The 25,825-nt window shown below is 72.3% G+C and carries 24 protein-coding genes and 1 pseudogene; 8 read left to right on the forward strand and 17 right to left on the reverse strand.

Features of this window, described 5'->3' with window-relative positions; translation table 11 throughout:
• The first annotated feature begins 2 nt into the window (after positions 1–2).
• The 3 genes from ACH4UK_RS21315 to ACH4UK_RS21325 all read left to right on the forward strand — a co-directional run bounded on the left by ACH4UK_RS21315 (position 3) and on the right by ACH4UK_RS21325 (position 2,197).
• Positions 3–824: a PaaX family transcriptional regulator C-terminal domain-containing protein gene (locus ACH4UK_RS21315; protein WP_398358422.1), complete on the forward strand. Its 822-nt coding sequence runs from the start codon at positions 3–5 to the stop codon at positions 822–824.
• Between the two features lie 69 nt (positions 825–893).
• Entirely contained in the window at positions 894–1,724 is an 831-nt protein-coding gene (locus ACH4UK_RS21320) for a GNAT family N-acetyltransferase (RefSeq protein ID WP_398358424.1), read from the forward strand.
• Positions 1,721–2,197, forward strand: coding sequence for a hypothetical protein (locus ACH4UK_RS21325; protein ID WP_398358426.1), 477 nt, complete (start codon positions 1,721–1,723; stop codon positions 2,195–2,197). The genes ACH4UK_RS21320 and ACH4UK_RS21325 overlap by 4 nt, the downstream gene beginning before the upstream one ends.
• Here the strand turns inward: ACH4UK_RS21325 and ACH4UK_RS21330 are convergent.
• Both ACH4UK_RS21330 and ACH4UK_RS21335 read right to left on the reverse strand, forming a co-directional pair.
• The gene (locus ACH4UK_RS21330; protein ID WP_398358428.1) at positions 2,184–4,484 is read right to left on the reverse strand and encodes a bifunctional salicylyl-CoA 5-hydroxylase/oxidoreductase; all 2,301 of its coding nucleotides are present in this window, start codon (positions 4,482–4,484) and stop codon (positions 2,184–2,186) included. The two genes, ACH4UK_RS21325 and ACH4UK_RS21330, sit on opposite strands and share 14 nt — an antisense overlap.
• Complete coding sequence (locus ACH4UK_RS21335; RefSeq protein WP_398358429.1) at positions 4,469–5,296, reverse strand: enoyl-CoA hydratase family protein; 828 nt, start codon at positions 5,294–5,296, stop codon at positions 4,469–4,471. Before ACH4UK_RS21335 ends, ACH4UK_RS21330 begins: the two co-directional genes overlap by 16 nt.
• A 283-nt stretch (positions 5,297–5,579) precedes the next feature.
• Between ACH4UK_RS21335 and ACH4UK_RS21340 the strand changes: the two genes are divergently transcribed.
• Entirely contained in the window at positions 5,580–6,029 is a 450-nt protein-coding gene (locus tag ACH4UK_RS21340) for an ATP-binding protein (RefSeq protein ID WP_398358431.1), read from the forward strand.
• Here the strand turns inward: ACH4UK_RS21340 and ACH4UK_RS21345 are convergent.
• From ACH4UK_RS21345 to ACH4UK_RS21395, 11 genes are all read right to left on the reverse strand, one after another.
• Positions 5,980–7,467, reverse strand: a complete 1,488-nt coding sequence (locus ACH4UK_RS21345) for an amino acid permease (RefSeq protein ID WP_398358433.1) — start codon at positions 7,465–7,467, stop codon at positions 5,980–5,982. The two genes, ACH4UK_RS21340 and ACH4UK_RS21345, sit on opposite strands and share 50 nt — an antisense overlap.
• A gap of 215 nt (positions 7,468–7,682) precedes the next feature.
• Positions 7,683–8,687: an ornithine carbamoyltransferase gene (gene argF / locus ACH4UK_RS21350; protein WP_398358435.1), complete on the reverse strand. Its 1,005-nt coding sequence runs from the start codon at positions 8,685–8,687 to the stop codon at positions 7,683–7,685.
• A 114-nt stretch (positions 8,688–8,801) separates the two neighbouring features.
• Entirely contained in the window at positions 8,802–10,037 is a 1,236-nt protein-coding gene (locus ACH4UK_RS21355; RefSeq protein WP_398358437.1) for an arginine deiminase, read from the reverse strand.
• A gap of 87 nt (positions 10,038–10,124) precedes the next feature.
• Positions 10,125–12,728 (reverse strand): polynucleotide kinase-phosphatase, encoded by a 2,604-nt coding sequence (locus tag ACH4UK_RS21360; protein ID WP_398358439.1) that lies wholly within the window; start codon positions 12,726–12,728, stop codon positions 10,125–10,127.
• Positions 12,725–14,272: a 3' terminal RNA ribose 2'-O-methyltransferase Hen1 gene (locus ACH4UK_RS21365; RefSeq protein ID WP_398358440.1), complete on the reverse strand. Its 1,548-nt coding sequence runs from the start codon at positions 14,270–14,272 to the stop codon at positions 12,725–12,727. Before ACH4UK_RS21365 ends, ACH4UK_RS21360 begins: the two co-directional genes overlap by 4 nt.
• A 101-nt stretch (positions 14,273–14,373) precedes the next feature.
• A complete protein-coding gene (gene mmuM, locus ACH4UK_RS21370; protein ID WP_398358442.1) occupies positions 14,374–15,291 on the reverse strand; it encodes a homocysteine S-methyltransferase in 918 nt (305 codons plus the stop codon).
• Positions 15,292–15,415: 124 nt separating this feature from the next.
• Positions 15,416–16,339 carry an LLM class F420-dependent oxidoreductase gene (locus tag ACH4UK_RS21375; protein WP_398358443.1) on the reverse strand — a complete coding sequence of 308 codons (924 nt, stop codon included), beginning with the start codon at positions 16,337–16,339 and terminating at the stop codon, positions 15,416–15,418.
• An 85-nt stretch (positions 16,340–16,424) separates the two neighbouring features.
• Entirely contained in the window at positions 16,425–16,925 is a 501-nt protein-coding gene (locus ACH4UK_RS21380) for a DUF6099 family protein (RefSeq protein WP_398358445.1), read from the reverse strand.
• 124 nt (positions 16,926–17,049) lie between these two features.
• Positions 17,050–17,409 (reverse strand): nucleotide pyrophosphohydrolase, encoded by a 360-nt coding sequence (locus tag ACH4UK_RS21385; protein ID WP_398358446.1) that lies wholly within the window; start codon positions 17,407–17,409, stop codon positions 17,050–17,052.
• A 99-nt stretch (positions 17,410–17,508) separates the two neighbouring features.
• Positions 17,509–17,913: a cell division protein SepF gene (locus ACH4UK_RS21390; RefSeq protein WP_073220783.1), complete on the reverse strand. Its 405-nt coding sequence runs from the start codon at positions 17,911–17,913 to the stop codon at positions 17,509–17,511.
• A 231-nt stretch (positions 17,914–18,144) separates the two neighbouring features.
• Positions 18,145–18,942: a DeoR/GlpR family DNA-binding transcription regulator gene (locus tag ACH4UK_RS21395; protein ID WP_398358448.1), complete on the reverse strand. Its 798-nt coding sequence runs from the start codon at positions 18,940–18,942 to the stop codon at positions 18,145–18,147.
• 220 nt (positions 18,943–19,162) lie between these two features.
• Between ACH4UK_RS21395 and ACH4UK_RS21400 the strand changes: the two genes are divergently transcribed.
• A complete protein-coding gene (locus ACH4UK_RS21400) occupies positions 19,163–20,050 on the forward strand; it encodes an SIS domain-containing protein (protein WP_398358450.1) in 888 nt (295 codons plus the stop codon).
• Between the two features lie 14 nt (positions 20,051–20,064).
• Positions 20,065–20,730 (forward strand): DedA family protein, encoded by a 666-nt coding sequence (locus ACH4UK_RS21405; RefSeq protein WP_398358452.1) that lies wholly within the window; start codon positions 20,065–20,067, stop codon positions 20,728–20,730.
• 112 nt (positions 20,731–20,842) lie between these two features.
• On the opposite strand, the gene ACH4UK_RS21410 is transcribed toward ACH4UK_RS21405, so the two are convergent.
• The 4 genes from ACH4UK_RS21410 to ACH4UK_RS21425 form a co-directional block, all read right to left on the reverse strand.
• On the reverse strand, positions 20,843–21,403 hold the full coding sequence (locus ACH4UK_RS21410; RefSeq protein ID WP_398358454.1) for a hypothetical protein: 561 nt from the start codon (positions 21,401–21,403) through the stop codon (positions 20,843–20,845).
• A gap of 72 nt (positions 21,404–21,475) precedes the next feature.
• Positions 21,476–22,543, reverse strand: a complete 1,068-nt coding sequence (locus tag ACH4UK_RS21415) for a FecCD family ABC transporter permease (RefSeq protein WP_398358455.1) — start codon at positions 22,541–22,543, stop codon at positions 21,476–21,478.
• Entirely contained in the window at positions 22,540–23,577 is a 1,038-nt protein-coding gene (locus tag ACH4UK_RS21420) for a FecCD family ABC transporter permease (protein ID WP_398358457.1), read from the reverse strand. The genes ACH4UK_RS21415 and ACH4UK_RS21420 overlap by 4 nt, the downstream gene beginning before the upstream one ends.
• 50 nt (positions 23,578–23,627) lie before the next feature.
• A complete protein-coding gene (locus ACH4UK_RS21425) occupies positions 23,628–24,677 on the reverse strand; it encodes an iron-siderophore ABC transporter substrate-binding protein (RefSeq protein ID WP_398358459.1) in 1,050 nt (349 codons plus the stop codon).
• 233 nt (positions 24,678–24,910) lie between these two features.
• Between ACH4UK_RS21425 and ACH4UK_RS21430 the strand changes: the two are divergent.
• Together ACH4UK_RS21430 and ACH4UK_RS21435 are read left to right on the forward strand one after the other, a co-directional pair.
• Positions 24,911–25,072: pseudogene (locus ACH4UK_RS21430) on the forward strand (nitroreductase); the annotation flags it as partial.
• Positions 25,073–25,324: 252 nt separating this feature from the next.
• Positions 25,325–25,819 (forward strand): MarR family winged helix-turn-helix transcriptional regulator, encoded by a 495-nt coding sequence (locus ACH4UK_RS21435; protein WP_398358461.1) that lies wholly within the window; start codon positions 25,325–25,327, stop codon positions 25,817–25,819.
• The last annotated feature ends 6 nt before the right edge of the window (positions 25,820–25,825 follow it).

The following is a 25,825-nucleotide window of genomic DNA, read 5'->3' on the forward strand; positions in this document are numbered from 1 at the left end:
ACGTGGCCGAGTTGCGCACCCCCCGTTCCCTGATCATCACGCTCTACGGCGCCTACGGCCGTCCGCCGGACGGCGCGCCGTTCGCGGTGTCGGAGCTGATCCGCCTGCTGCACGCCGTGGGCGTCGACGCCCCGTCGTCGCGCTCCTGCGTCTCGCGGCTCAAGCGGCGCGGGCTGCTGGTGGCGGCCCGTGCGGCGGACGGTTCCGCGGGGTACGCCCTGTCGCCGGACGCCCGGCAGCTGCTGGACGACGGCGACCGGCGGATCTACCGGCGCCCCGCGGCGCGGCTCGCCGACGGCTGGGTGCTCGCGGTGTTCTCCGTGCCCGAGGCGGAGCGCAGCAAGCGCCACCTCCTGCGCTCCCGGCTGGCCCGCCTGGGGTTCGGCACGGCCGCGCCCGGGGTGTGGATCGCGCCGGCCGGGCTGTACGAGGAGACCCGGCACACCCTTCAAAGGCTCGGACTCGCCCCGTACGTCGACCTGTTCCGCGGCGAGCACCTCGGCTTTGCCGCCACCCGCGAGGCCGTGGCCCGCTGGTGGGACCTGGAGACGCTGGCGCGTCTGCACCACGACTTCCTGGAGCTGCACGAGCCGGTGCTGCGGGACTGGGAGGCGTCCGGGGACTCGGGGGACGCGCCCCGCCCGCAGACCGCCTACCGGGACTATCTGCTGGCGCTGGACTCGTGGCGGCAACTCCCGTACGCGGACCCGGGTCTGCCCCGGGAGCTGCTGCCCGACGACTGGCCGGGCGCCCGGTCGGCGGAGGTGTTCGGCCGGCTGCACGAGCGGCTGCGGGACGCCGGGGAGCGGTTCGTGCGCGCGTGAGGACGTGAGGCCCCCGCCCGCAGGTGAAATCCAGGTGCCCCGGGCCCCCGCCCGCAGGCAGGATGAGGCATGACCTGGACCTTCACTGACGACGTCGACGCGTTCCTCGCGTCGGCCGGTGCGTCGCTCGCCGCGCGGCCCGTCGAGCACACGGTGGCGCTGACGGTCACCGAGCGGCTGAGGCGCTCCGGCGCGCATCACTACGGTGCGGGTGATCCGGTGTTCGGCTGGTGGCGCGGGACGGACGGGGCGGTGGCGGGCACCCTGGTGCGCACTCCGCCCCATCCGGCGCTGCTGACCGCCGTGCCGGCGGAGGCGGTGGAGCCGCTGGCGGAGGCCCTGGGAGCCGGTCCCGACCTCGACGCCGTCAACGCGGACCGGGACACCGCGGCGCTGCTGGCGGCCCGGCTGCCGGGCTACCGGACCGAGCAGGAGCAACGGCTGTACCGGCTGGACCTGCTGCGGCCCCCTTCCCCCGCGCCGGAGGGCCGGGCCAGGGCGGCGACGCGTGCGGACCGGGCGCTGCTGGTGGGATGGGTGCAGGGGTTCGCGGACGCGACCGGGCAGTCGAAGTCCGCGGCGCCCTGGCTGGTGGACGAGGGCACGGAGCGCGGGGCGCTCACCCTCTGGGAGAGCGGCGGGGCGCCCGTGGCCCTGGCGGGGCGCTCCCGGATGCTGGCGGGCAGGGTGCGCGTGACGTTGGTGTACACCCCGTCGGAGCTGCGCGGCCGGGGGTACGCGGCCGCCGTGACGGCCGAGGCGTCCCGGGCCGCCCTGGAGGCGGGGGCCGCGGAGGTCCTGCTGTTCACGGACCTCGCCAACCCGACGAGCAACGGCGTGTACCGGCGCATCGGTTACGAGCCGGTGGCGGACCGGCTGCTGGTGAGGAGGGGCGCATGACGGCGGAGGAGGACCCGGGGGCCGAGGAGCGGGACGCGACGCCCGAGCCGCTCTGGCTGGTCGCCGCGAACGTGGTGCGGTGGCGGCGGTACGGGGACGGCGGGCAGGAACTGCGCCCGGGGACCAAGTCGTACCGGGGCGGGGCGAAGGTCTATGTCGTCGGCACCCACCCGGGCATGGGGCACGAGCAGCTGACCACCATCGGCCGGGGCCGTCACACCCGTGCGTACATCACCATCGACATGGCGACCCGCAATCTGCACACGTTCCGGCCGACGGCGGTCCACAGCCCGGCGGTGCTGCGGCGCACGGGGGCGGTGGGCGTCGACGGGGCGTGGGGGACGCCGGAACACGCCGGGGAGCTGGCCGCCCTGCTCGGACGCCTGGCCGCCCGGTACCGCGAGGAGCACTGGGGCGGCGCACCGCACCCCGTCCCGTGCCGCTGCCACGGCTGCCTCCTCACCGCAGGGTGAGCCGGGGCTTCGGTCCGTCGGTGCGGCCCGTGGGCGGCGGGCGGCTGCCCGCACCGTACGGGAGGGGCCAGGGCGCGCCCGGTCCGGTGTAGCCCTGCTCGGCTGCCGCGTGCAGGGTCCAGTTCGGGTCGTACAGGTGGGGGCGGGCCAGGGCGCAGAGGTCGGCGCGGCCCGCCAGGAGCAGGGAGTTGACGTCGTCCCAGGAGGAGATCGCGCCGACCGCGATCACGGGGACGTCCACGGCGTTGCGGATCCGGTCGGCGTACGGCGTCTGGTAGGAGCGGCCGTACTCGGGGCGCTCCTCGGGCACGACCTGGCCGGTGGAGACGTCGATGGCGTCGGCCCCGTGCTCGGCGAAGGCGCGGGCGATCGTGACGGCGTCCTCGGCGTCGGTGCCGCCCTCGGCCCAGTCCGTCGCGGAGATCCGCACGGTCATCGGCCGTTCCCGCGGCCACACCTCGCGCACGGCGTCGAAGACCTCGAGAGGGAAGCGGAGCCGGGCCTCGAGAGATCCGCCGTGGGCGTCGGTGCGGTGGTTGGTGAGCGGGGAGAGGAAGCCGGAGAGCAGGTAGCCGTGGGCGCAGTGGAGTTCGAGGAGGTCGAAGCCGCTGTCGGCGGCGCGCCGGGCGGCGGCGGTGAACTGCTCGCGCACGGCGTCCAGTCCGGCCCGGTCCAGCTCCGCGGGGACCTGGCTGACGCCCGGCGTGTACGGGAGCGGGGAGGCGGCCGTCAGGGGCCAGTTGCCGCGCTCCAGGGGCTGGTCGATGCCATCCCACATCAGCCGGGTGGAGCCCTTGCGGCCGGAGTGGCCGAGCTGGACGCCGATGGCGGCGCCGGGGGCGGAGGTGTGGACGAAGTCGGTGATCCGCCGCCAGGCGGTGGCCTGTTCGTCGGTCCACAGGCCGGTGCAGCCGGGGGTGATGCGGCCTTCGGGGCTGACGCAGACCATCTCGGTCATGGTGAGCCCGGCGCCGCCGAGCGCGCGGGCCCCGAGGTGGACGAGGTGGAAGTCGCCGGGGAGTCCGTCGGTGGCGGAGTACATGTCCATGGGCGAGACGACGACACGGTTGCGCAGTTCGAGGCCGCGCAGCCGCAGCGGGGTGAACATCGGCGGGGTGGCGGGCGGGCAGCCGAACTCGTCCTCGACGGCGGCGGTGAACGAGGCGTCGCGCAGCCGGAGGTTGTCGTGGGTGACCCGGCGGCTGCGGGTGAGCAGGTTGAACGCGAAGCGGCGGGGCGGCTGGTCCACATAGCCGGCCAGGTCCTCGAACCAGCGCAGGCTGGCGGCGGCGGCGCGCTGGGTGGAGGCGACGACCGGGCGGCGCTCCGCCTCGTACGCGGCGAGGGCCGTCGGCAGGTCCGGCTGTTCACCGACGCAGGCGGCCAGCGCGAGGGCGTCCTCGACGGCGAGCTTGGTGCCGGAGCCGATGGAGAAGTGAGCGGTGTGGGCCGCGTCGCCGATGAGCACGGTGTTGCCGTGGGACCAGCGGGAGTTGGTGACCGTACGGAAGGCGAGCCAGCTGGAGCTGTTGCCGCGCAGGGGCCGGCCGTCCAGGGCCTCGGTGAAGAACTTGGCGCAGCGGGCGGCGGATTCGGCGGGGTCACAGGCGTCGAGGCCGGCGGCACGCCAGACCTCCTCACGCATCTCGACGATGGCGGTGGAGGCGTCCGCCGCGTACGGGTATCCGTGCAACTGCATGACGCCGTAGGGGGTTTCGGCGATCTCGAAGCGGAAGGCGGCGAGCGCGAAGTCGGCGGCGAGCCAGATGTAGCGGTTGCGGTGCTCGGTGATGCTCGGGCCGAAGGCGTCGGCGTGCGCGGTACGGGTGGCGCTGTGGACCCCGTCGGCGGCGATGACCAGGTCGTGGTCGGCGGCGAGTTCGGCGGCGGGCGGGGCCGGGGTGCGAAAGCGGAGGTCGACGCCGAGGCCGGTACAGCGCTCGTGCAGGATCTCCAGGAGCCGGCGGCGGCCGAGGGCGGCGAAGCCGTGACCGCCGGAGGTGTGGGTCAGGCCCCGGTGGACGATGTCGATGGTGTCCCAGCGGACGAAGGCGCGGCTCAGCGCCCGGTACACCTCGGGGTCGGCGTGCTCGATGCCGCCGAGGGTCTCGTCGGAGAGGACGACGCCGAAGCCGAAGGTCTCGTCGGGGGCGTTGCGCTCGAAGACGGTGGTCTCGCGGTGCGGGTCGAGCCGCTTGAGGAGGGCGGCGGCGTAGAGCCCGCCGGGGCCCCCGCCGATGACCGCGATCCGCCGCACGGGCGCCGGCACGGCTACCGCCCCTGCCACTTCGGCGACCGCTTCTCGGTGAAGGCGGCGTGGAACTCGGCGTAGTCCTCGCCGTGCATCAAAAGGGCCTGGGTGTTGGCGTCCAGCTCGACGGAGGCGGCCAGCGGCATGTCCAGTTCGGCGGTGAGCAGCGCCTTGGTCTGGGCGAGTGCGAGGGCGGGGCCGTCGGCGAGGCGGCGGGCCAGCTCGGCGGCGCGCTCGTCGGCCTGCCCTTCCTCGGCCAGCTCGCTGATCAGCCCGATCCGCTCCGCCTCGGGGGCGCGGACGGCGTCCCCGAGCATCAGGAGCCGGGTGGCGTGGCCGAGGCCGACGACCCGGGGCAGCAGGTAGGCCGCGCCCATGTCGCCGCCGGAGAGTCCGACCCGGGTGAAGAGGAAGGCGAACCGGGCCGAGGGGTCGGCGATCCGGAAGTCCGCCGCCAGGGCCAGCACCGCCCCGGCTCCGGCGGCGACGCCGTGGATCGCGGCGACGACGGGGAAGGGGCACTCCCGCAGGGCCCGGACGACCTGTCCGGTCATCCGGTTGAAGTCGAGGAGCTGCGCGGTGTCCATGGCCAGGGTGGCGCCGATGATCTCGTCGACGTCGCCGCCGGAGCAGAAGCCGCGCCCCTCACCGGCCAGGACGAGGGCGCGGACGGAGCGTTCCCGGGAGAGCTCGGCGAGGAGGTCGCGCAGATCCGCGTAGGCGCCGAAGGTGAGCGCGTTGAGTTTCTCGGGGCGGGCGAATGTGACGGTGGCCACACCTTCGTCCCGGGTCAGCCGCAGATGACGCCATTCCTCGGTGCTCGGGGCCGAGCTGGGAAACGGGCTCATGGAGGGGTCCCCTTCAGCGATCGGGCTGGTGCCGGCCATGCGCGGGTCGCGTTCCGCCTCCGAAGTTATCACCCTTACGTGACTGCCGTCACGAGGTCGCAATACAGCATCCATGAGACCGTTGTGGCGAAAGTCCCCTTTGCTCCGGCCGACCGCCCCTATGGCTGAGCCGGAGCGGTTCGTAAGGTTGAAACCAGGAAGTCCCGACGCGAGAACCAGCTGAACCCGAGAAGTCGAGACCTCCCTCTTCGAGGAAGACCCGCTCCCGAACGGAAACCCCGCCGTGCCGCCCGATGTCCCCCTCCCCGCCTCCTGGCGCATCGCCCTGCCGCACTCCACCGCGGCCGTGCCGATCGCCCGCGCGCTCATCCGTACGGCGCTGTCGGACATCGATGCCCCGGCCGACAGCGACACCGCCGAGCTGCTGACCGCCGAACTGGTGGCCAACGCGGTCGAGCACACGTTGGGCGGCGAGCCCATCGAGCTGGTCGTGGAGCTGCTGCCCACCGGCTGCCAGGTCGAGGTGCACGACCGGGACCCCGCTCCGCCGGGCGACCTGTCCCGGCCGCAGCCGGGCTGTGAGGTCGACCCCTGGCAGGAGCACGGCCGCGGCCTGCTGCTGATCCGGACCCTCAGCTCCGCGTGCGGTCACCGCACCACGGAGCACGGCAAGGCCGTGTGGTTCACGCTTCCGGCGATACCGGCGCAGCCGGGGCCGTCCCCGGGGAGCTGACCAGCCGGGAGCGCTTGCGCCCGTAACCGGCGTAGAGCAGCGAGCCGACGGCCAGGAAGACCGCGAACTGGACCCAGGTCGTCCAGCCGGTCCCGTACATCAGATACAGGCAGAACACGACGCCCAGCAGCGGGCTGACCGGGTAGAGCGGCACCCGGAAGGTCCGCTTCAGCTCGGGGTTGCGGCGGCGGAGCACCAGCACCGCGAGGTTGACGGCGACCATCGTGGCGAGCGTGCCGATGGTCGTCAGGTTCACGACGACGTCGAGCGACACGAAGGCGGCCGGGACCGCGAAGACGCAGGCGACGATCCAGGTGTTGGCGACCGGGGTGTGGGTCCTGGGCGAGACCCGCTCGAAGACCCGCGGGATGAGCCCGTCACGGGACATCGACATCAGGATGCGGGTCTGCCCGTACATCACGGCGAGCACCACCGAGGCGATGGCGACGACCGCGCCGAAGGCGATGATGCCGCCGCCGACCGTCGAGTCGGTGACCTGGTTGACGGCGATCGAGAGGGCCGCGCTCTTGTTCGCGACGTCGTCCGAGCCGATCGCGCCGATGGCCGAGAGCGCCACCGCGCAGTAGAGCAGGGTGACGACGCCGATGCAGATCAGGATGGCGATCGGGATGTTCCGCCGGGGGTTCTTGACCTCTTCGCCGGCGGTGGTGATGGCGTCGAAGCCGATGTAGGAGAAGAACGCGAGCGAGGCGCCGGCGGTGATCCCGCCGAGCCCGTGGGTCGCGAACGGCATGAGGTTGTCGTCCTGGAACGCGCTGAACGCCACGGCGCAGAACGCGATCAGGATGCCGATCTTGAGGACGGCCATGGCGGCGGTGGCGGTGGCGCTCTCCCGGACACCGCGTACCAGCAGGGTGGCGGCCATGGCGATCACGACGACGGCGGGCAGGTTGATCACGCCTCCGTCGCCGGGCCCGGAGGACAGGGCCTCGGGGAGTTCCCAGCCGATCACGCTGTTCAGCAGCTCGTTGACGTACTGGCTCCAGCCCACCGCGACGGCGGAGACGGAGACGCCGTACTCCAGCAGCAGGCACCAGCCGACGAGGAAAGCGGTGCGCTCGCCGAGCGCCGCGTACGCGAAGGAGTAGGAGCTTCCGGAGACCGGAATGGCGCTGCCGAGCTCCGCGAAGGACAGCGCGGTGAAGATGCAGGTGATCGCCGCGAGGACGAAGGAGATCACGACGGCGGGGCCGGCCTCGGCGACGCTGTCGGACAGCCCCACGAAGATGCCGGTGCCGACGATCGCGCCGACCCCGAAGCAGACGAGCTGGAAGAGGCCCATCGTGCGCTTGAGGCCGTGGCCCTCCAGGTCGCCGCCGGACTCGGCGATGAGCTGATCGGGGCTCTTGCGGCGCAGGTCCCGCTGGGGGAGGCCGGGGCGCTTCGGGGTGCCGGAACGCGGCAGACCGGTGCTCATGCGGGACGTTCTCATCTCTGGTGGCGCAGTGGGGGGACGTCTCCCGGTGCGCACGGCGGTCGTGGGGACCCCGGGCGGCACATGGGAAGGGGGGTCCGGGCATGTGCGAGCCCGAACCCCACCAAGAGGCGACATCGTAGCCACCACCGCGCATGTTCACCCAATCGGGTGTATGAGCATGCGAATCCCCGCCCCGCGCACGCGTATCGGCGGGGCTACTTCCCGGCCAGCGTCGCCACCAGGACCGCCTTGATCGTGTGCATCCGGTTCTCCGCCTGGTCGAAGACGACCGAGTGCGCCGACTCGAAGACCTCGTCGCTGACCTCCAGCTCGGTCAGCCCGTACGTGGCGTGGATGTCCCGGCCGACCCGGGTGCCGAGGTCGTGGAAGGCGGGCAGGCAGTGCAGGAACTTCACGTCCGGGTTGCCGGTGGCCCGCAGGACGTCCATCGTCACGGCGTACGGGGCGAGGGCGGCGATGCGCTCGGCCCACACCTCCTTGGGCTCCCCCATCGAGACCCAGACGTCGGTGGCGACGAAGCCGGCGCCCCGGACGCCCCGGGCCACGTCGTCGGTGAGGGTGATCGTCGCGCCGCTGACCTCGGCGAGCTCCCGGGCCCGCGCCACGACGGCCCCGTCCGGCCAGTACGCCTCGGGGGCGACGATCCTGACGTCCAGGCCGAGCAGGGCGCCGGTGATCAGGTAGGAGTTGCCCATGTTGAAGCGGGCGTCGCCGAGGTAGGCGAAGGCCGTACCCGCGAGGGGGCCCTCGCCGAACTCGGTCACGGTGAGCATGTCGGCGACCATCTGGGTGGGGTGCCAGTCGTCCGTGAGCCCGTTGAAGACCGGCACTCCGGCGTACTCCGCCAGCTCCTCGACGGCCTGCTGGCTGTCGCCCCGGTACTCGATCCCGTCGAACATCCGGCCGAGCACCCGGGCGGTGTCCTTCACCGACTCCTTGTGGCCCATCTGGGAGCCCGAGGGGTCGAGATAGGTGGTGGAGGCCCCCTGGTCGGCGGCGGCGACCTCGAACGCGCAGCGCGTACGGGTCGAGGTCTTCTCGAAGATCAGCGCGATGTTCTTCCCGCGCAGCCGCTGGACCTCGACCCCGGCCCGCTTGGCCGCCTTGAGCTCGGCGGCCAGCGCGACCAGACCGAGGAACTCCTCGGAGGTGAAGTCCAGCTCCTTGAGGAAGTGGCGGCCGGTGAGGTCTATGGCCATGATGACTGCTCCTGGGTCGGACGGGGATCGGCGCACTGCGCACGGCAGAACTGGAAGTCTATACGATCCACCGCATCCCTATACAGGGCGATCGGCTCCTGGCCCGTAGGCCGCTCACCCCACGGGGTCCCGCTCCACCGGGCAGCTCATACAGCGCGGCCCGCCGCGCCCCCGGCCCAGTTCACTGCCCCGGATCTCGATGACCTCGATGCCCTGCTTGCGCAGATAGGTGTTGGTCGTGGCGTTGCGCTCGTACGCGACGACGACGCCGGGCTCGACCGCGAGCACGTTGCAGCCGTCGTCCCACTGCTCGCGCTCGGCCGCGTGCACGTCCTGGGTGGCGGTGAGCACCCGGATGGAGTCGAGGCCGAGGGCGGCGGCGATGGCGCGGTGCATGTGCTCGGGCGGATGGTCGGTGACCTTCAGCTCGCGGGGGCCGCTGCCGGGCTCGATCGTGTACGAGCGGAGCATGCCGAGACCTGCGTACTGGGTGAACGTGTCGCCGTCGACCATCGTCATCACCGTGTCCAGGTGCATGAACGCGCGGGCCTTGGGCATGTCGAGCGCCACGATCGTGCGCGCCGAACCGGCGTCGAAGAGTCCGCGGGCCAGCATCTCCACCGCCTGCGGCGTGGTGCGCTCGCTCATCCCGATCAGGACCGCCCCCTGCCCGATGACCAGGACGTCACCGCCCTCGATGGTCGAGGGGTAGTCGTCCTGCCCCTCCGACCAGTGGTGGAAGGCGCCCGCCTCCGCGCCGGTGAACAGCGGATGGTGACGGTAGATGGCCTCGAAGTGGACGGTCTCGCGCTGCCGGGCGGGCCAGCGCATCGCGTTGATGGAGACCCCGTCGTAGATCCAGGCCGAGGTGTCCCGGGTGAAGAGGTGGTTGGGCAGCGGGCCGAGCAGGAAGTCGTCCAGGTCCATCACATGGAAGCGGACGGAGGTCGGCTCGCTGTGCCGCCCCAGGAACTCCCGCTTGGTCATGCCGCCGACCAGCGCCTCCGCCAGCTCCTCCGACGACAACTCCTCGAAGGCGGCCCGCAGATGCTCGGTGGCGAGCGGGCCGTACTCCTTCTCGTCGAAGACCCGGTCCAGCACGAGCCGCCGGGCGACCGGGATGTCGAGGGACTCGCGCAGGAGATCGCCGAAGAGGTGCACCGCGACCCCCCGGTCGCGCAGCACGTCGGCGAACCCGTCGTGCTCCTCGCGGGCGCGGCGCACCCACAGGACGTCGTCGAACAGGAGCGCGTCCTTGTTCCTGGGGGTGAGCCGTTTCAGCTCCAGATCAGGACGGTGCAGTATGACGCGGCGCAGCCGCCCGGCTTCGGAGTCGACATGGAATCCCATGCCTTCATCCTCACCGCGCGGAGCGCCGTTCACCCGGCGAACCGCCCATCGGTTCCGCCGGGGTGTCCGCGAGGAGCGGCCCGGCGGTCAGAGCCGGGGGTCCACCGGCTCCGACTCCAGGGCCAGGACCGCGAACACCGCCTCGTGGACCCGCCACAGCGGCTCGCCCTCCGCCAGCCGGTCCAGGGCCTCCAGACCCAGCGCGTACTCCCGCAGCGCCAGCGATCGCTTGTGGCCGAGGAACCGGGAGCGCAGCCGCTCCAGATGCTCCGGGCGGGTGTACTCGGGGCCGTAGATGATGCGGAGATACTCCCGGCCGCGCACCTTGATGCCGGGCTGGACGAGCCGGCCCTTGGCATCGCGCACGAGGGCCGCGAGCGGTTTGACGACCATGCCCTCGCCGCCGCGCCCGGTCATCTCCAGCCACCAGTCCACGCCCGAGCGCACGGAGTCCTCGTCCCCGGTGTCGACGACGAGCCGGCGGGTGACCTGGAGCAGCCCGGTCGGGTCGTGCTCCACCAGCCGGTCCAGCCAGCCGAGCTGCTCGTCGTGCGGCACGGCGGCCAGGGAGCGGCCCTGGACGGCGAGGATCTGGAAGGGGGCGAGGCGCACCCCGTCCAGTCCCTCGGTGGGCCAGCAGTAGCGCCGGTACGCCTCGGTGAACGCGGCCGCGTCCCTCGCGCGGGCCCGCTGGTGTCCGGCGAGACCCGCCACCTCGACGCCCCGGGCGGCCACCTGCTCCAACGCGGCGACGGCCGGCGGGAAGACCGCGCCGGAGGCGGCGCCCACGGCGGCGTACTGCGAGCGCAGCAGCCCGCCCGCCTTGAGCGACCACGGCATCAGTTCGGCGTCCAGGAGCACCCAGTCGGTGTCCCACTCCGCCCAGAGTCCGGCGGCGGTGACGGCGGCGCGGAGCCGGTCCAGGACCTCTTCGGTCATGGCCGTGTCGTCCAGGAAGGGGCGTCCGGTGCGGGTGTACAGCGCGCCGGTGGGTCCCGCCGTGCCGAAGCGCTCGGTCGCGGCCTCCGCGTCCTTGCAGACCAGGGCGACGGCCCGGGAGCCCATGTGCTTCTCCTCGCACACGACCCGCTCGACGCCGTCGGCGCGGTACTGCGCGAAGGCTTCGGCCGGGTGCTCCAGGAAGCCGTCCTCGCGGGAGGCGGCGGTGGGGGCCATGGTGGGCGGGAGATAGGCGAGGAGCTGCGGGTCGACGGCGAACCGGCTCATGACTTCGAGCGCGGCGGCGGCGTTCTCCTCACGCACGGCGACGCGGCCCATCTGCCGGGTCTCCACGATCCGGCGGCCCTGCACGTCGGCGAGGTCCAGGGGCCGGCCCTCCCGGCCCCCGGGCGCCTCGGTGACCAGCGGCTTGACGGGCTCGTACCAGACCTTCTCGGCCGGTACGTCGACGAGTTCGCGCTCCGGCCAGCGCAGCGCGGTCATCCTGCCGCCGAAGACGGCCCCGGTGTCCAGGCAGATGGTGTTGTTGATCCAGGAGGTGCTGGGCACCGGGGTGTGGCCGTAGACCACGGTGGCACGGCCCCGGTACTCCTCGGCCCACGGGTAGCGCACGGGCAGGCCGAACTCGTCGGTCTCCCCCGTCGTGTCCCCGTACAGCGCGTGCGAGCGGACCCGGCCGGAGGTGCGGCCGTGGTACTTCTCGGGCAGCCCGGCGTGACAGACCACCAGCTTGCCGTCGTCCAGGACGTAGTGGCTGACCAGTCCGTCGATGAACTCCCTTACCTGCTGCCGGAACTCGGGGTGTTCGACGTCCTCCCGCTCCAACTGCTCGACGGTCTCGGCCAGGCCGTGGGTGAGCTGGACCTTGCGGCCCGCGAGATAGCGGCCGAGCTTGTTCTCGTGGTTGCCGGGGACGCACAGGGCGTGGCCCGCCGCCACCATGGACATGACGCGGCGCAGCACGCCGGGGCTGTCGGGGCCCCGGTCGACGAGGTCGCCGACGAACACGGCCGTACGCCCTTCGGGGTGGGCGCCGTCCACGTAACCGAGCGCGCCGAGCAGGGTGTCCAGCTCGGAGCGGCAGCCGTGGATGTCCCCGATGATGTCGAACGGGCCGGTGAGGTGGCGCAGGTCGTTGTAGCGGCGCTCCAGGACCACCGCGGCGCTCTCGGTCTCCTCCTCGGTGCGCAGGACGTGCACCTTGCGGAAGCCCTCGCGCTCCAGGCCGCGCAGGGAACGACGCAGCTCGCGGCGGTGCCGCTGGATGACATGGCGGGGCATGGAGGCGCGGTCGGGGCGGGCTGCGTTGCGGGCGGCGCAGACCTCTTCGGGGAGGTCCAGGACGATGGCGATGGGCAGGACGTCGTGCTTCCGGGCCAACTGGACGAGCTGCTTGCGGCTCTCGGACTGGACGTTGGTGGCGTCGATCACGGTGAGCCGGCCGGCCTCCAGGCGCTTGCCGGCGATGTAGTGCAGCACGTCGAAGGCGTCGCGGCTGGCGCTCTGGTCGTTCTCGTCGTCGGCGACCAGACCCCGGCAGAAGTCCGAGGAGACGACCTCGGTCGGCTTGAAGTGCTTGTGCGCGAAGGTGGACTTGCCGGACCCGCTGGCGCCGATGAGGACGACGAGGGAGAGGTCGGTCACCGGCAGGGTGCGCGCGGCGCCGCGGTCGCCCGCGAGGGTCTCGCCTGTGCTGTCGGCGCTGCCCGCGCCGGCGTGGGTGCTGTTCATGCGGCTTCCGCCTCCTTCGTCTTCTCGGTCGCATCGGTGCTGGGGGTCGCTTCGGTGGTCGGGGTCGCTTCGCTGGCCGCGGGGGCCCTCGTGCCCGTGGTGGCGTCGGTCCGGGTGAACACCGCCATCTGGGTCGGCGGCCCCACCTCGGGGTCGTCCGGGCCGACCGGCTCGTACCGGACGGTGTATCCGTGCCGTTCGGCGACCTTTCCGGCCCAGGCCCGGAATTCGGCCCGGGTCCACTCGAAGCGGTGGTCCCGGTGCCGGACGTGTCCGGCCGGGAGACTCTCCCAGCGGACGTTGTACTCGACGTTCGGCGTGGTCACGAGCACGGTCCCCGGTCGCGCCGCGCCGAACACCGCGTACTCCAGCGCGGGCAGCCTCGGCAGGTCCAGGTGCTCGACGACCTCGCTGAGCACGGCGGCGTCGTATCCCACGAGCCGCTTGTCCGTGTAGGTGAGCGAACCCTGCCGCAGGGCGACCCGGTCGGCCTGGCGCTCCCCCATCCGGTCCAGCTTCAGCCGCCGCGAGGCGATGGTGAGGGCGCGCATCGAGACGTCGACGCCCACGATCTCGGTGAAGCGCACGTCCTTGAGCAGCGCCTGCACCAACTGACCCTGGCCACAGCCGAGGTCGAGCACCCGGCTCGCCCCGGCGGCGCGCAGCGCGTCGAGGATCGCGGTGCGCCGGTGTTCGGCGAGCGGGACCGGCCTCTCCTCGGTGTCGGTGCTCTCGTCCACCGCGTTGTCGACGCTCTCCACGTCGAGGTCGTCCGACTCGGCGAGGCGCACCAGCTCCAGGGCCTGGTCGGCCTGGCGCGTCAGCCCCCAGCGGTGGGACAGATAGCGGCGGGTGATCAGCGGCCGCTCGGGGTGGTCGGCCAGCCAGCCCTCACCGGCGCGCAGCAGCTTGTCCACCTCGTCGGGCGCGACCCAGTAGTGCTTGGCGTCGTCGAGCACCGGGAGCAGGACATAGAGCTGGCGCAGCGCGTCGGAGAGCCGCAACTCGCCCTCCAGCACCAGGCGTACATAGCGCGAGTCGCCCCAGGCGGGGAACTGCTCGTCCAGCGGTACGGCCGTGACCTCGACCCGCGACCAGCCGAGCGGCGCGAACAGCTTGTGCACCAGCTCGGCGCCGCCCCTGGCCGGCAGGGCGGGCACCTCGATCCGCAGCGGCAACGGGCTCCCGGCCCGCTCGGGCATGGCCCGGCAGGCGCCGGCCAGCGCGGACTTGAAGACGGCGGCGAGGGCGACCGACAGCAACGAGGACGCCGCATAGGGGCGGTCGTTGACATACTGCGCGAGCGCCGCGTCGGGCGCGCCGCCCCGGCCCTTCCCCTTGCCGCGCCGCACCAGCGCCACCGGATCCACCTCCAGCAGGAGTGCGGCCGTGCAGCGCTCGGCGGACGCCTCGGGGTAGAAGACGTGCGCGGAGCCGTGCGAGGTGGAGAACGCCTGCGCCTTGTCGGGATGCTTGTGCAGCAGAAAGCCCAGGTCCGTGGCGGGACGCTCATGGTTGCCGGTCGTACCGATGGTCAGGAACACGTGTCCGAGTATGATCGCCGCCTCCTGCCCCCACCAGGCATTTTCTCCAGGTCCCGCACCTCCCCCAGGGGCTGTCCCGTCCTCCCCGGCGGGACGCGCCCTCAGCGCTCCAGCCGCCCGGCCAGCTCCGTGATCCGGTCCGGTCCCACCCGGCAGCAGCCCCCGACGAGCCGGGCCCCGGCCTGGGTCCAGGCCCGCACCCGCCCCGGGTCGAAGGTGCTGCGCCCGGTCCACCCCCGCGCTCCGGCGTCCCATCCCTCCCCGCTGTTCGGATAGACCACGGCGGGCCTGCCCGTGACCGCCACCGCCTGCTCCACTGCCCCCTGGACCTCCTCCGGCTCGCAGCAGTTGACCCCGACCGCGAGGACGGAGTCCCGACCGGCCGCCACCGCGAACGCCTCCTGAAGCGGTTGGCCGGCCCGGGTCCGACCGCCCGCCACGCTGTAGGAGAGCCAGTACGGCAGTCCGGTCTCCTCGGCCACCCGGACCAGGGCCTCGGCCTCGTCCAGGTCCGGCACCGTCTCCAGCGCCAGGGCGTCGGGCCTGGCAGCGGCCAGCGCCGCCACCCGGGGGCGGTGGAAGCGCTCCAGCTCCCGGACGCTCAGCCCGTAGCGTCCCCGGTACTCGCTGCCGTCCGCGAGCATGGCCCCGTACGGTCCGACCGACGCGGCGACCCAGGTCTCCCGCCCGGGGTCGGCCCGGCGCGCCGCGTCGGCGGCGCCCCGGGCCAGCTCCACGCTGCGGCCGAGCAGGGCTCCGGCCCCGGCCCGGTCGATCCCGTACCGCTCGAACCCTTCGAAGGTGGCCTGGTAGCTGGCCGTGATGAGCACCCGCGCCCCCGCCCGGAGGTAGGCGAGGTGAGCGGCCTCGATCTGTTCCGGCGCGTCGGCCAGCAGCCGGGCCGACCACAGCGCGTCGGTCAGGTCGCAGCCCTGCGCCTCCAGTTGGTTGGAGAGACCGCCGTCCAGCAGGACGGGGCCGGTGGCCAACGCGTCGGCGAGGGTGGTGCCGGTGCTCACGGCCGCCTCCTTCTCGTTCGCCCGGCCCGGTGCAGGCCGGGCCCGAGCCGGAGCCCGGGTCAGGTCAGGTCAGGTCAGGTCAGGTCAGGTCAGGTCAGGTCAGGTCAGGTCAGGTCAGGTCAGGTCAGGTCAGCTGGGACTGGATCTGCGAGGAGATCAGTTCCAGATGGTCCAGGTCGTCCAGATCGAGGATCTGGAGGTAGATCCTCGACGAGCCGATCGCCCCGTAGCGGCCGATCTTGTCGACCACCTCGGCGGGCGATCCCGCCAGCCCGTTCGCCTTGAGCTCCTCCACGTCCCGGCCGATGGCCGCCGCGCGCCGGGCGACCTCGGCGTCGTCCTTGCCGGTGCAGACGATCAACGCGTTGGAGTACACCAGGTCGTCCGGCGAGCGTCCGTAGGTCTGCGCGGCGGCCCGGACCCGGCCGAACTGCTTCTCGCTGTCCTCCAGCGAGGCGAAGGGGATGTTGAACTCGTCCGCATACTGCGCGGCGAGCCGCGGGGTGCGCGTCGCGCCGTGGCCGCCGATCAGGACGGGCACCTTGGCCTGGGCGGGCTTGGGCAGCGCGGGCGAGTCGGTGAGCTGGTAGTAGGTCCCGTCGTAGGTGAAGGTCTTGCCGACCTCCGTCGCCCACAGGCCCGTGACGATCGCGAGCTGCTCCTCCAGGCGGCCGAACTTCTCCTTCGGGAACGGAATGCCGTAGGCCTTGTGCTCCTCCTCGAACCAGCCCGCCCCCAGGCCCAGTTCGACCCGGCCGCCGGACATCCGGTCGACCTGGGCCACCTGGATGGCCAGCACGCCCGGAAGCCGGAAGGTGCCCGCGGTCATCAGCGTGCCGAGCCGGATCCGGCTGGTCTCGCGGGCCAGTCCGGCCAGGGTGATCCAGGCGTCGGTCGGTCCGGGGAGACCGTCGCCGGAGCCCATGCGGAGATAGTGGTCGGAGCGGTAGAAGGCGTCAAAGCCCAGGTCCTCGGCGGCCTTGGCGACGGTGAGCAAGGTGTCGTAGTCGGCCCCCTGCTGGGGCTCGGTGAAGATGCGAAGATCCATGCCACCATCCTGCCCCTCCGGCGACCGGTCCTCCTCACCAGCCCGGCCGGAGCCCGGCGATATCTCCACCTCTCCCCCGGCCCTCTCAGGGGCCCGCCGCCGACGGCGCGGGGCCGCGTATGCCCCCGTAGGGGCCGTCGCGCTCCCGCTCCCGCTCCGCCAGCCGTCTCAGCATCCCGTGCACGCGGTCCAGTGATTCGTCGGCCGCGTCCATCGCTTCGATGCACTGCCAGTAGAGACCGTCCTCCCCGGTGTCGCAGGCCACCCCGACCAGGGCGATCCCGGCCTCGCCGAGCAGCAGCGCGAGCCCGGCCAGGGTCGGCCGCACATCGGCGATGCCGGACAACTGGGCCGCCCTGGCACCGCCGGAGAGCACCGTCGGGTGGTCCAGCGCCGAGCATCCGGCGCCGATCTCCCCCAGCGCCCGCGCCTCGCTCCGTAATTCCATCGGGCCGTACAGCGCCAGTCGGCTGCCGACCACCCGGGCGAGGGCCTGCGCCTGCCAGGCCTCCGCCATGACGTCCAGCGCGCCCCGGCTGGCCGCCAGAGCCCGCCGCCCCGCCTCGATGAGTCGCTCCGCTTCCATGTGTTTCCCCCGTCCATACGAAAACCCGCTCACCTCATTCATTACCCACAGTGAGGTAGACAGCACCGTAAGGCCAGAGGAAATCGGAAATCTGTGGACACGAAGTCGACTGTGGATATCTCGCTCACTCCGAAGAGTGACGATCGTGGGGTTCCGGAGCGCCCGGCAGGGGGAACCGCTTCTCGTTCCGCTCCAACTTGGCCACCAGCGCCGCCGTCGGGTCGACGCCCAACACCTGGCAGAACTGCAGGAGATAGGCGAGCACGTCGGCCACCTCGTCGGCGACCCGGTGGGCCGATGCGGGGTTCTCCATGATCGCGGCCGACTGTTCGGGCGTCAGCCACTGGAAGATCTCCAGCAGTTCGGAGGCCTCGACGCTGAGCGCGGCCGCCAGGTTCTTCGGGGTGTGGTACTGCTCCCAGTCCCGCGCCGCCGCGAACGCGGCCAGCCGGCGCTGGAGTTCTGCCACATCGATATCCGTCACAGACCCAGGTCTATCACCGGCCACCGACAGCGAGGGAACGTGCGGCCGGGGGCGGCGGTCCGGGCCGGCTGCCGCCCCGGCTGCCGCTTCCGACAGGCCCTACGACTGGGCGAGGCCCGCGGGCGTGACTCCCTCGACCTCCATGCCGACCGGCGCGAGCAGGAAGACGTTGCGGTCGACGCGGTGCATCCCGCTGCCGAGGCCGAAGACCACACCGCTGCTGAAGTCGAGAATCCGCTTCGCCACGTCCGATTCGGCCGCCGTCAGGTCGAGCAGCACCGGAACCTGGGCGACCAGGTACTCGGCCACCTCGCGGGCATCCGCGAAGACCTGCACCCGCAGCACGACGAGGCGTCGCTGTTCGGCGGCGCGCTCGTCCGGGACGGTGCGGTGGTCGATCCGCGACGGCCACTCGTCCCGGCCGCGCAGCGGTACGACCTGCGCCAGTCCCTCCCACTGTTCGTCGGTGGCGTCGTATCTGTCATACCTGTCGTACCTGCTCACAGGGCCACCCCGTCGTCGAGCCGGTCGGGTTCCCGCCGGCTGCACTCACTGTTCATCGGGCAATCCTCTCCTCCCTCACCCGTTCGGCGTACCAGCGACACGGCGAAGTCTCCGTCCGTGTCGCTTCCGGTACCCGACGGACATCGGTTCATGACGACCCGTCCCCTCCCACTGTGCGGGACGGACCCCGACGGCGGGACGGCGAGGGGACCATGACGGCCGGACAGGCGATCAGACCGTGATGACCTGGACCCCCGCCTCGCCGAACCGGTCCTTCGCCTCCACCCCGATGTTGGAGTCGGTGACCAGAACGTCGACCAGTCCCAGGTCGCAGACCCGGGCGAAGGCCCGCTTGCCGATCTTCGACGAGTCGGTCGCGACCACCACCCGCTGGGCCCGTTCCGCGAGCAGCCGGTTGACGCTGGCCTCGCCCTCGTGGTGGACGTACGCGCCGCGTTCGATGTCGATGGCGTTCACCCCGAGAACCGCGACGTCCAGGGTGATCTCGTTCATCACGCCGACGGCGAGCGGGCCCGTCAGTTCGTACGACTGGGGCCTCGCGACGCCGCCCGTCACGACCATCTTGATCTGCGGCCGGATCGCCAGCTCGCTCGCGATGTTGAGGGCGTTGGTCACCACGGTCAGCGTCGGCTGCCCGCCCGCCACCGCTGTCTCGCCCACGATGTCCGGGCGTACCGCCAGCGCCCTGGCCACCTCGGTCACGGTCGTTCCGCCGGTGAGGCCGACCACTTCCCCGACGGCGACGAGGCCCGACACCGCGCGGCCGATGGCCTGCTTCTCCGGTGCGTGGCGGCCCGTCTTGTAGCGCAGGGCCAGTTCGTAGGAGACTCCGTGCGCGACCGCGCCGCCCCTGGTGCGGGTGAGCAGGTGCTGTTCGGCGAGCTGGTCCAGGTCGCGGCGGATGGTCGCGGCCGAGACGTCGAGCTTCGCCGCCGCCTCCTCGACATCCACCCTGCCGTGCTTGCCGACCAGTTCCAGCAGCGCGTCCCACCGGGCGTCCCTGGACAAGAGCGTCTCCTCACCGTCCGGCGCGGGCACCGCGTTTCGCGGGAACGCGGTTGCCGGTGCCCGGACCGCCGCAAGCGTCGCACAGGGCTCGCCGGGAGCCCTCCACCCACCTGCATCTTGCTTGTTTTTGCTCGATAACTGCATGTAACGTGCAGAATTCAACATGTGGGCTTCATCGGCCCCGTTCCCGTGGTCCATCTCGTTCCCGTGGAGTGCAGACGTGTCGTATGCCGAGACCGAGACAGCCAGTCAGCCCGCCTGCTGGCGGCGTGCCGCCGCCCTGGCCGGCGGGCCCGAGGCCGCCGTCCTGCCCGTCGCGGGCGAGCGGATCGCCGTCGTCGGCTGCGGTACCTCCTTCTACATGGCGCAGGCCTACGCCGGGCTCCGCGAGGGCTCCGGCCAGGGCGAGTCGGACGCCTTCGCCGCCTCCGAGTTCCCTTCCGGCCGCGGCTACGACCGGGTCGTCGCGCTGACCCGCTCGGGGACCACGACCGAGGTGCTGGAGCTGCTCAACCGGCTGCGCGGGACCTCGCGCACGGTGGCCGTCACCGCGGATCCGGAGACCCCGGTGAGGGCGGCGGCCGACGATCTCGTCGTCCTGGACTTCGCCGACGAGCGGTCCGTCGTCCAGACGCGCTTCGCCACGACCGCCCTCACCCTGCTGCGGGCCCACCTCGGCCTGCACTCCAAGGACGTGGTCACGGACGCGGAGAGGGCGCTCGCCGGGCCGCTGCCCGAAGGGCTGCTGGACAGCACCCAGTTCACCTTTCTCGGTCGGGGGTGGACGGTCGGTCTGGCCCATGAGGCGGCGCTGAAGATGAAGGAGGCGTCGCTGTCCTGGACGGAGTCCTATCCCGCGATGGAATACCGCCACGGCCCCATCAGCATCTCCACCGTCTCCACCGCGACCTGGATGTTCGGCGAGGCCCCCGAGGGCCTGGCCGAGCAGGTGCGCGCGACGGGCGCCCAGTGGGTGGACGACGCCCTCGACCCGCTGGCCGACCTCGTCCGCGTACAGCGCCTGGCTCTCGCCCGTGCGGCCGCCCGGGGGCTCGACCCGGATCTGCCGCGCCACCTGAGCCGCTCGGTGGTGCTCGACGGAGCCTGAGGGACCATGGAGGCATGCACCTCACGCTGTCAGCCGCCCGGGGCCTGTCGGCCGCCGCGGAGCCGCAGGGGGGCATAGCCGGCTGGGCCGCCGGGCTGGTCGAGGCGTTCGGCGGGCCCGGCGCGGGAGCGGCCATCGCGCTGGAGAACGTGTTCCCGCCGCTGCCCAGCGAGGTCATCCTGCCGCTGACCGGCTTCGCCGCCTCGCAGGGCGTCCTCAGCATCGCCTCGGCCCTGTTCTGGACGACGCTGGGCTCGGTCGTCGGAGCGGTCGTGCTGTACGGGATCGGAGCCGTGTTCGGCCGGGAGCGCATGCACGCCCTCTGGGCGAGACTGCCGCTGGTCAAGGCCTCCGACCTGGTGCGGACCGAGGAGTGGTTCGCCCGGCACGGCACCCGGGCGGTCCTGCTGGGCCGCATGGTGCCGGTGTTCCGGAGCCTGATCTCGGTGCCCGCAGGCGTGGAGCGCATGCCGCTGCCGGTGTTCGTCGCGCTGACGGCGGCGGGCAGCCTGGTCTGGAACACCGTGCTCGTGATGGCCGGCTACTGGCTCGGCGACCAGTGGGACGTGGTCGGGGCGTACGTCGGCGTCGTGTCCAAGGCCGTGCTGGCGCTGGCCGTCGTCGCCCTGGCCGGGTACGTCACGCTGCGCCTGCGGAGCCGCAACCGCGAGCGGCCCTGACGGCACGGCACGACGCCGGGCGGCCCGGCACCGCGCGCCGGGCCGGAACCGCCGTCCGGGCGCGGCCCGATCGACGGGACACCCCCTGGGGAGTGTCCCGCGACCGGACGGCTCAGGACTCCTCGAAGTAGGCGTCCAGCACGGCGTCCAGCTCGGCGGGCCAGCCCTTGAGCTCGCTGCGGCTCGCCGCTTCGACCTCGGCGTTGAACCAGCGGCGGGTCGACAGGTGCACGGTCACCGTGAACCTGCGGCCGAAGCGGGCCGGGGTGGTCTCCACCGCGCCGATCTCGTCCCAGTGGAACTCGGCCTCCTGGTCGTCCAGCCGGAACCGGACGCCTTCCCGGGCCACCCGGATCGAACCGCGCCGGTCGCTGACCTCGAAAACGGGGCCCTCCCCGGCGTCCGACTCGGCGTCGGACTCGGCGTCGGACTCTGTCCCGGTCTCCGCTTCGGCGTCCTCCGCCGCCGCTTCCGCTTCCTTGTCGGTGTCGTCCTCCGGAGCCGCCGCTTCGGGCTCACCGTCGCGTTCCGGCTCCGTCTCCGGACCGGCCTCCGATTCCGGTTCGGACTTCCGGGTCGCGACGGGCGCCGCCAGTCCGGGCAGGGGGATGAACGCCGGGTCGGTGCCTGCGGCGAACTCGGGCTTCTTGTTCGAATCTATGCTCTGCTCCACGGCGGGCAGTATGGTCGACGAACCTGTACGTGACCAGTCATCACCGCTCCGGCCCGCCGCCGGAGCCCGCTCTCAGAGCACTCCCCTGCGCCACTCGCGGATCAGCAGGTAGCCGAGGTAGGCGCCACCGATCGCCATGGTGTAGATCCCGACCGGCAGGTCGTCGAAGAGCACCAGCTGCTGGGAGCAGAGGTCCGCGAGCACCAGCAGCAGGCCGCCGGTCAGGGCGGAGAGCAGCAGGTGCGGGCCGGTGCCGCGGGTGAGGCGCCGGGCGATCTGGGGCGCGGTCAGGGCGATGAAGGCGATGGGCCCCGAGACGCTGACCGCGGCCGCCGAGAGGGCGATGGCCAGGACCACGGCGAGGGTCTTGGCCTTCTTCGGCTCGGAGCCGAGTCCCTCGGCGATGTCGTCGCCCATCTCACCGATGTCGAGCCGCCGGGAGATCAGCGCGGTCAGCGGGGCGGTGGCGAGCAGGACCAGCCAGATGGTGGTGGCGTCGGTCCAGGAGCGGGCCGTCAGGCTGCCGTTGACGTAGGCGGTGAGGACGGAGGCCTTGTCGCGTTCCAGGGCGTAGACGACGTACTGGGTGACGGCCGCGCCCATCGCGGCGACGCCGATCCCGGCGATGACGAGCCGGGCGGGGTTGCGGAAGCCGGTGCCGGTGGAGACGAACACCAGGGCCATCGCGAGGACCGCGCCGATGAGCGCGCCGACGGCGACGGGGACCGTGTCGGGGAACATCAGGGCGCAGACGGCGGCGCCCGCGCCCGCTCCGGCGGAGAGCCCGATGACGTCCGGGGAGCCGAGCGGATTGCGGGTGACGGACTGGAACAGCGCGCCGGAGAGGCCGAGCGCGGCGCCGACCCCGATGGCGACGGTGACGCGGGGGCCGCGCAGCCGGTTGAAGACGAACCGGTCCTTGCCCTCGGCGTCCCCGACGAGGGCGGCGGGCAGGTCGGCGAGGTCGATGCCGAGGCGTCCCCAGGCCAGGGTGGCGACGGCGGCCGCGAGGAGGAGGACGAGAAGCCCGGCGCCCGCGAACACGGAGGCCCGGCGCATGGGTATCGCCACGGTGCGGCCGATGACCAGGTAGCCCCGGGGGGCCTTGCCCGCGCGGGCGATGCGGTCGGTGACGGTCATGAGGTGCCCCTCATCCTGCGTACGGCGATGAGCAGCGCGGGTGCGCCGATGAAGGCGGTGACGACGCCGACCATGAGTTCGGTGGGGCGCATGACGACCCGGCCCACCACGTCCGCGAGGAGCAGGAGGGTGGGGCCCAGCAGGGCGGCGAAGAGGATCTGGACGCGGAAGTCGACGCCGACCAGGGCCCGTACGACGTGGGGGACGGCGAGGCCGACGAAGGCGATCGGGCCGACGGCGGCGGTCGCGGCGGCGCTGAGGAGGGTGGCGGCGAGGAGTCCGCCGCCCCTGGTGCGTCCGGGGTGCGAGCCCAGGGCGACGGCGGTCGCGTCGCCGAGGGCCAGGGCGTTGAGGCCGGGGCCGAGGGCGAGGGCCAGCAGGAAGCCGACGGCGGCGAAGGGCAGGACGGACCAGAAGACCTCGAAGTCCCGGCCGCCGAGCGCTCCGACGACCCAGTAGCGGTAGCTGTCGAAGACCTGCGGTTTGCTGAGGGTCACCGCCTGGATGAAGGCCATGAGCACGGCGGTGAGCACGGCCCCGGCGAGCACCAGGCGCACCACGCTCGTCCCCGTACCGGCGGAGCCGATGACATGGACGAGGACGCCGGCGACCAGGGCGCCGGGCAGCGCCCACCACATGGTGTCGGTGGCGCCGGAGGCCCCGAGCCAGGCGGTCGCGGCGACGATGCTCGCGGAGGCGCCGGCGTTGATGCCGAGGAGGCCCGGTTCGGCCAGCGGGTTGCGCGAGACGCCCTGCATGAGGGTGCCCGCGACCGCGAGGCAGAGGCCGGCCAGGACGCCGAGGGCGGTCCGGGGATAGCGGCTCTCGACGATGACGGTGACATTGGGGTCGGCGCTGCCTCGCAGGACGTCGACGACTTCGCCGAGGGAGGTGCTGCGGCTGCCGAACATGACGCTGGCGCAGAGCGCGAGGGCCAGCGCGGCCAGGCCGAGGAGCAGGAGGAACGCCAGCCGAGCGGCGCCGGTACGGGAGGTACCGGCGCCGCTCGGCGGGGCGGCCGTGGTGGTTGCCATGGGAGTGGAGTGTGCCTTGTCGCCTCGGCGGTTCGGGTACCCGGCCGGGGTTACTTGCCGGCGGTCTTGACGGCCTTGTCGATGATCGGCAGGTAGCGCTCGATCGTCCACGGCACGGTCAGCGGGTTGATGATCGAGGAGGCGGTGACGAAGGAGTTGTCGTTGCTCGCGACGACGGCGCCCTTCTTGATCGCGGGGATCGCGCCGTACAGCTTCTGGCTCTCGATCTCCTTGCGGTTCTTCTCGTCCGTGTAGAACGTGAAGATCAGGTCGCTGTCCTTGAGCTTCTCGGCGTTCTCCAGGCCGATGAGGGCCGAATCGGTGCCGGGGGTCTCCTTGAAGCCGTTGACGACCGGGTCGACCTTCAGGCCGAGCGAGGAGACCATCGTGACGCGCTGCTCCTCGGGCTTGAAGACGCCGAGGGTGCCGGGGCCGGAGTTGTAGATGTACGAGAAGGTGACGTCCTTGTAGTTCGGCCGGGTGGCCGCGGCGTCGGCGAGCTGCTTCTCGATCTTCGTCTTGAGACCGTTCGTGTCCTCGGTCCGGCCGAGCGCCTTGCCGATGATGTCGATCTGCTGGTCCCAGTCGGTGCTCCAGGCCTGCTCGGGGTAGGCGACCGTGGGGGCGATGTCCTTGAGGACGTCGTACTGCTTCTGCGTGATGCCCGACCAGGGGGCGAGGATGACGTCCGGCTCCAGCTCGGTGATCGCCTCGAAGTCGATCTCCTCGCCGCCGGTGAACTGCTTCGGCAGCTCGTCGCCGGACTTCTTCACGGCCTCGTTGATCCACGGCAGGTAGCCGGACTTGTCGCTGCCCCAGGGGTAGCTCTCGATGCCGACCGGGGTCTGGCCGAGGGCTATCGCGGTCTCGGCGGAGCCCTGGCCGAGGGTGACGACGCGCTCGGGCTTCTCCTCGATCTTCGCGGTACCGAGCGAGCTCTTGATCGAGACGGGGAAGGCGCCGTCGCTCTTCGCCGAGCCCTTCGCACCGTCCTTTTCGCCGTCGCCGTCCGAGGAGCAGCCGACCAGGGCGACGGCGAGGGCGACGGTGGTGGCCGTCGCGGCGAGGGTGTGGCGGCGCACGCGGGTGAAGCCGAGCATGGAGGGTCCTCAGGTTGGCCGAGCGAGTGAAGGTTAGGCAAGCCTAAGCCAGAGCCGTGGGTCCTTCGACAAGCCCCCCTCCCCCGGGACCAGCGGATACGTGCGCCGCGGGGTGCGCGAGACGCCGGGACGCGACACGAACACGCAATTTTCCTCTTCACCAAGATGATTGACCAGTAGACGATATTTTCGCACCACCCAGGCCCCCACCGGCCGCAACCGGCAGCGCTGGGCACGAGGTGCCGGTCCTGGTCGTCCCGTGCATCCGCGTCCAGGGCCGACACGAGAACGGTTCGCACGTCGGGCAGGCCAACACCTGGGGGTCGACCCTCCCGGCCGTCTGGCAGTTCATGCCGGCCGCCCGTTCCCGGGGGCTCGGGACCGCCTGGACCACTCCGGGCCGGGAGAGGTCGGCTGGCCAACGGTTCCCAAAAAAACGTATCAGCGAGATCATCTGCTGACAAACAATTCACGGGTCATGGGAGCTGGTCGGCGGAACCCGGTCGCGGGAGCAGGCCGACGGAACATGGAGCGTCTGCCGCCCCGTGGGCATCGGAGGCCGCGACTAGACTCGGGAGAATCTTCTGAGGATGGACAGTCTTGATGCACCGGATGGCTCGCCGTCCTGGACCGCAGGAGGAGCAGTCATGACCGCCAAGCAGCCTTCCCGCCCCGCCTCGCCCGGCCGGGAGCCGGAGGCCGGCGCCCGCGACCGGTACTTCTCCAGGCTGGCGCAGGAGCGCCCCGACATCGCGATGTGCCGGGCGACGACCCTGGTGGCCCGCACCATCGACGAGGAGCTGTCCGGGCACCGTCTGACCGTGGCCCAGCACCTCGTGCTGAAGATGCTGAGCGACGTGGGCCCCTGCTCCCAGCAGGAACTGAGCGAGCAGTTGCGCATCGACCGCAGCGTGATGGTCGGCTGCATCGACGGACTGGAGGACTCCGGTCTCGTACGGCGCGAGCGCCACCCCCGGGACCGCCGGGCCTATGCGGTGACGCCGACCCCGGAGGCGGGACCGGCGCTGGCCGAGGCCGAGGGCGGGGTGCCGCGGCTGCTGGACCGGGCCTTCGGCGCGTTGACGGCCGCCGAGCGGCGGACCCTGACCCGGCTGGTGGGCAAGATCCTCGACGCGCGCTGAAGCGGC

Source organism: Streptomyces sp. NPDC020884 (genome assembly GCF_044333935.1).
GTDB lineage: Bacteria > Actinomycetota > Actinomycetes > Streptomycetales > Streptomycetaceae > Streptomyces.

Excerpts from the sequence above, each read along its gene's own strand:
- ACH4UK_RS21320 (WP_398358424.1), top strand. The coding sequence starts at position 894 with ATGACCTGGACCTTCACTGACGACGTCGACGCGTTCCTCGCGTCGGCC.
- ACH4UK_RS21325 (WP_398358426.1), top strand. The coding sequence starts at position 1,721 with ATGACGGCGGAGGAGGACCCGGGGGCCGAGGAGCGGGACGCGACGCCC.
- ACH4UK_RS21335 (WP_398358429.1), bottom strand. The coding sequence starts at position 5,296 with ATGAGCCCGTTTCCCAGCTCGGCCCCGAGCACCGAGGAATGGCGTCAT.
- ACH4UK_RS21345 (WP_398358433.1), bottom strand. The coding sequence starts at position 7,467 with ATGAGCACCGGTCTGCCGCGTTCCGGCACCCCGAAGCGCCCCGGCCTC.
- argF (WP_398358435.1), bottom strand. The coding sequence starts at position 8,687 with ATGGCCATAGACCTCACCGGCCGCCACTTCCTCAAGGAGCTGGACTTC.
- ACH4UK_RS21355 (WP_398358437.1), bottom strand. The coding sequence starts at position 10,037 with ATGGGATTCCATGTCGACTCCGAAGCCGGGCGGCTGCGCCGCGTCATA.
- ACH4UK_RS21360 (WP_398358439.1), bottom strand. The coding sequence starts at position 12,728 with ATGAACAGCACCCACGCCGGCGCGGGCAGCGCCGACAGCACAGGCGAG.
- ACH4UK_RS21375 (WP_398358443.1), bottom strand. The coding sequence starts at position 16,339 with ATGGATCTTCGCATCTTCACCGAGCCCCAGCAGGGGGCCGACTACGAC.
- ACH4UK_RS21380 (WP_398358445.1), bottom strand. The coding sequence starts at position 16,925 with ATGGAAGCGGAGCGACTCATCGAGGCGGGGCGGCGGGCTCTGGCGGCC.
- ACH4UK_RS21405 (WP_398358452.1), top strand. The coding sequence starts at position 20,065 with ATGCACCTCACGCTGTCAGCCGCCCGGGGCCTGTCGGCCGCCGCGGAG.
- ACH4UK_RS21415 (WP_398358455.1), bottom strand. The coding sequence starts at position 22,543 with ATGACCGTCACCGACCGCATCGCCCGCGCGGGCAAGGCCCCCCGGGGC.
- ACH4UK_RS21420 (WP_398358457.1), bottom strand. The coding sequence starts at position 23,577 with ATGGCAACCACCACGGCCGCCCCGCCGAGCGGCGCCGGTACCTCCCGT.
- ACH4UK_RS21425 (WP_398358459.1), bottom strand. The coding sequence starts at position 24,677 with ATGCTCGGCTTCACCCGCGTGCGCCGCCACACCCTCGCCGCGACGGCC.
- ACH4UK_RS21435 (WP_398358461.1), top strand. The coding sequence starts at position 25,325 with ATGACCGCCAAGCAGCCTTCCCGCCCCGCCTCGCCCGGCCGGGAGCCG.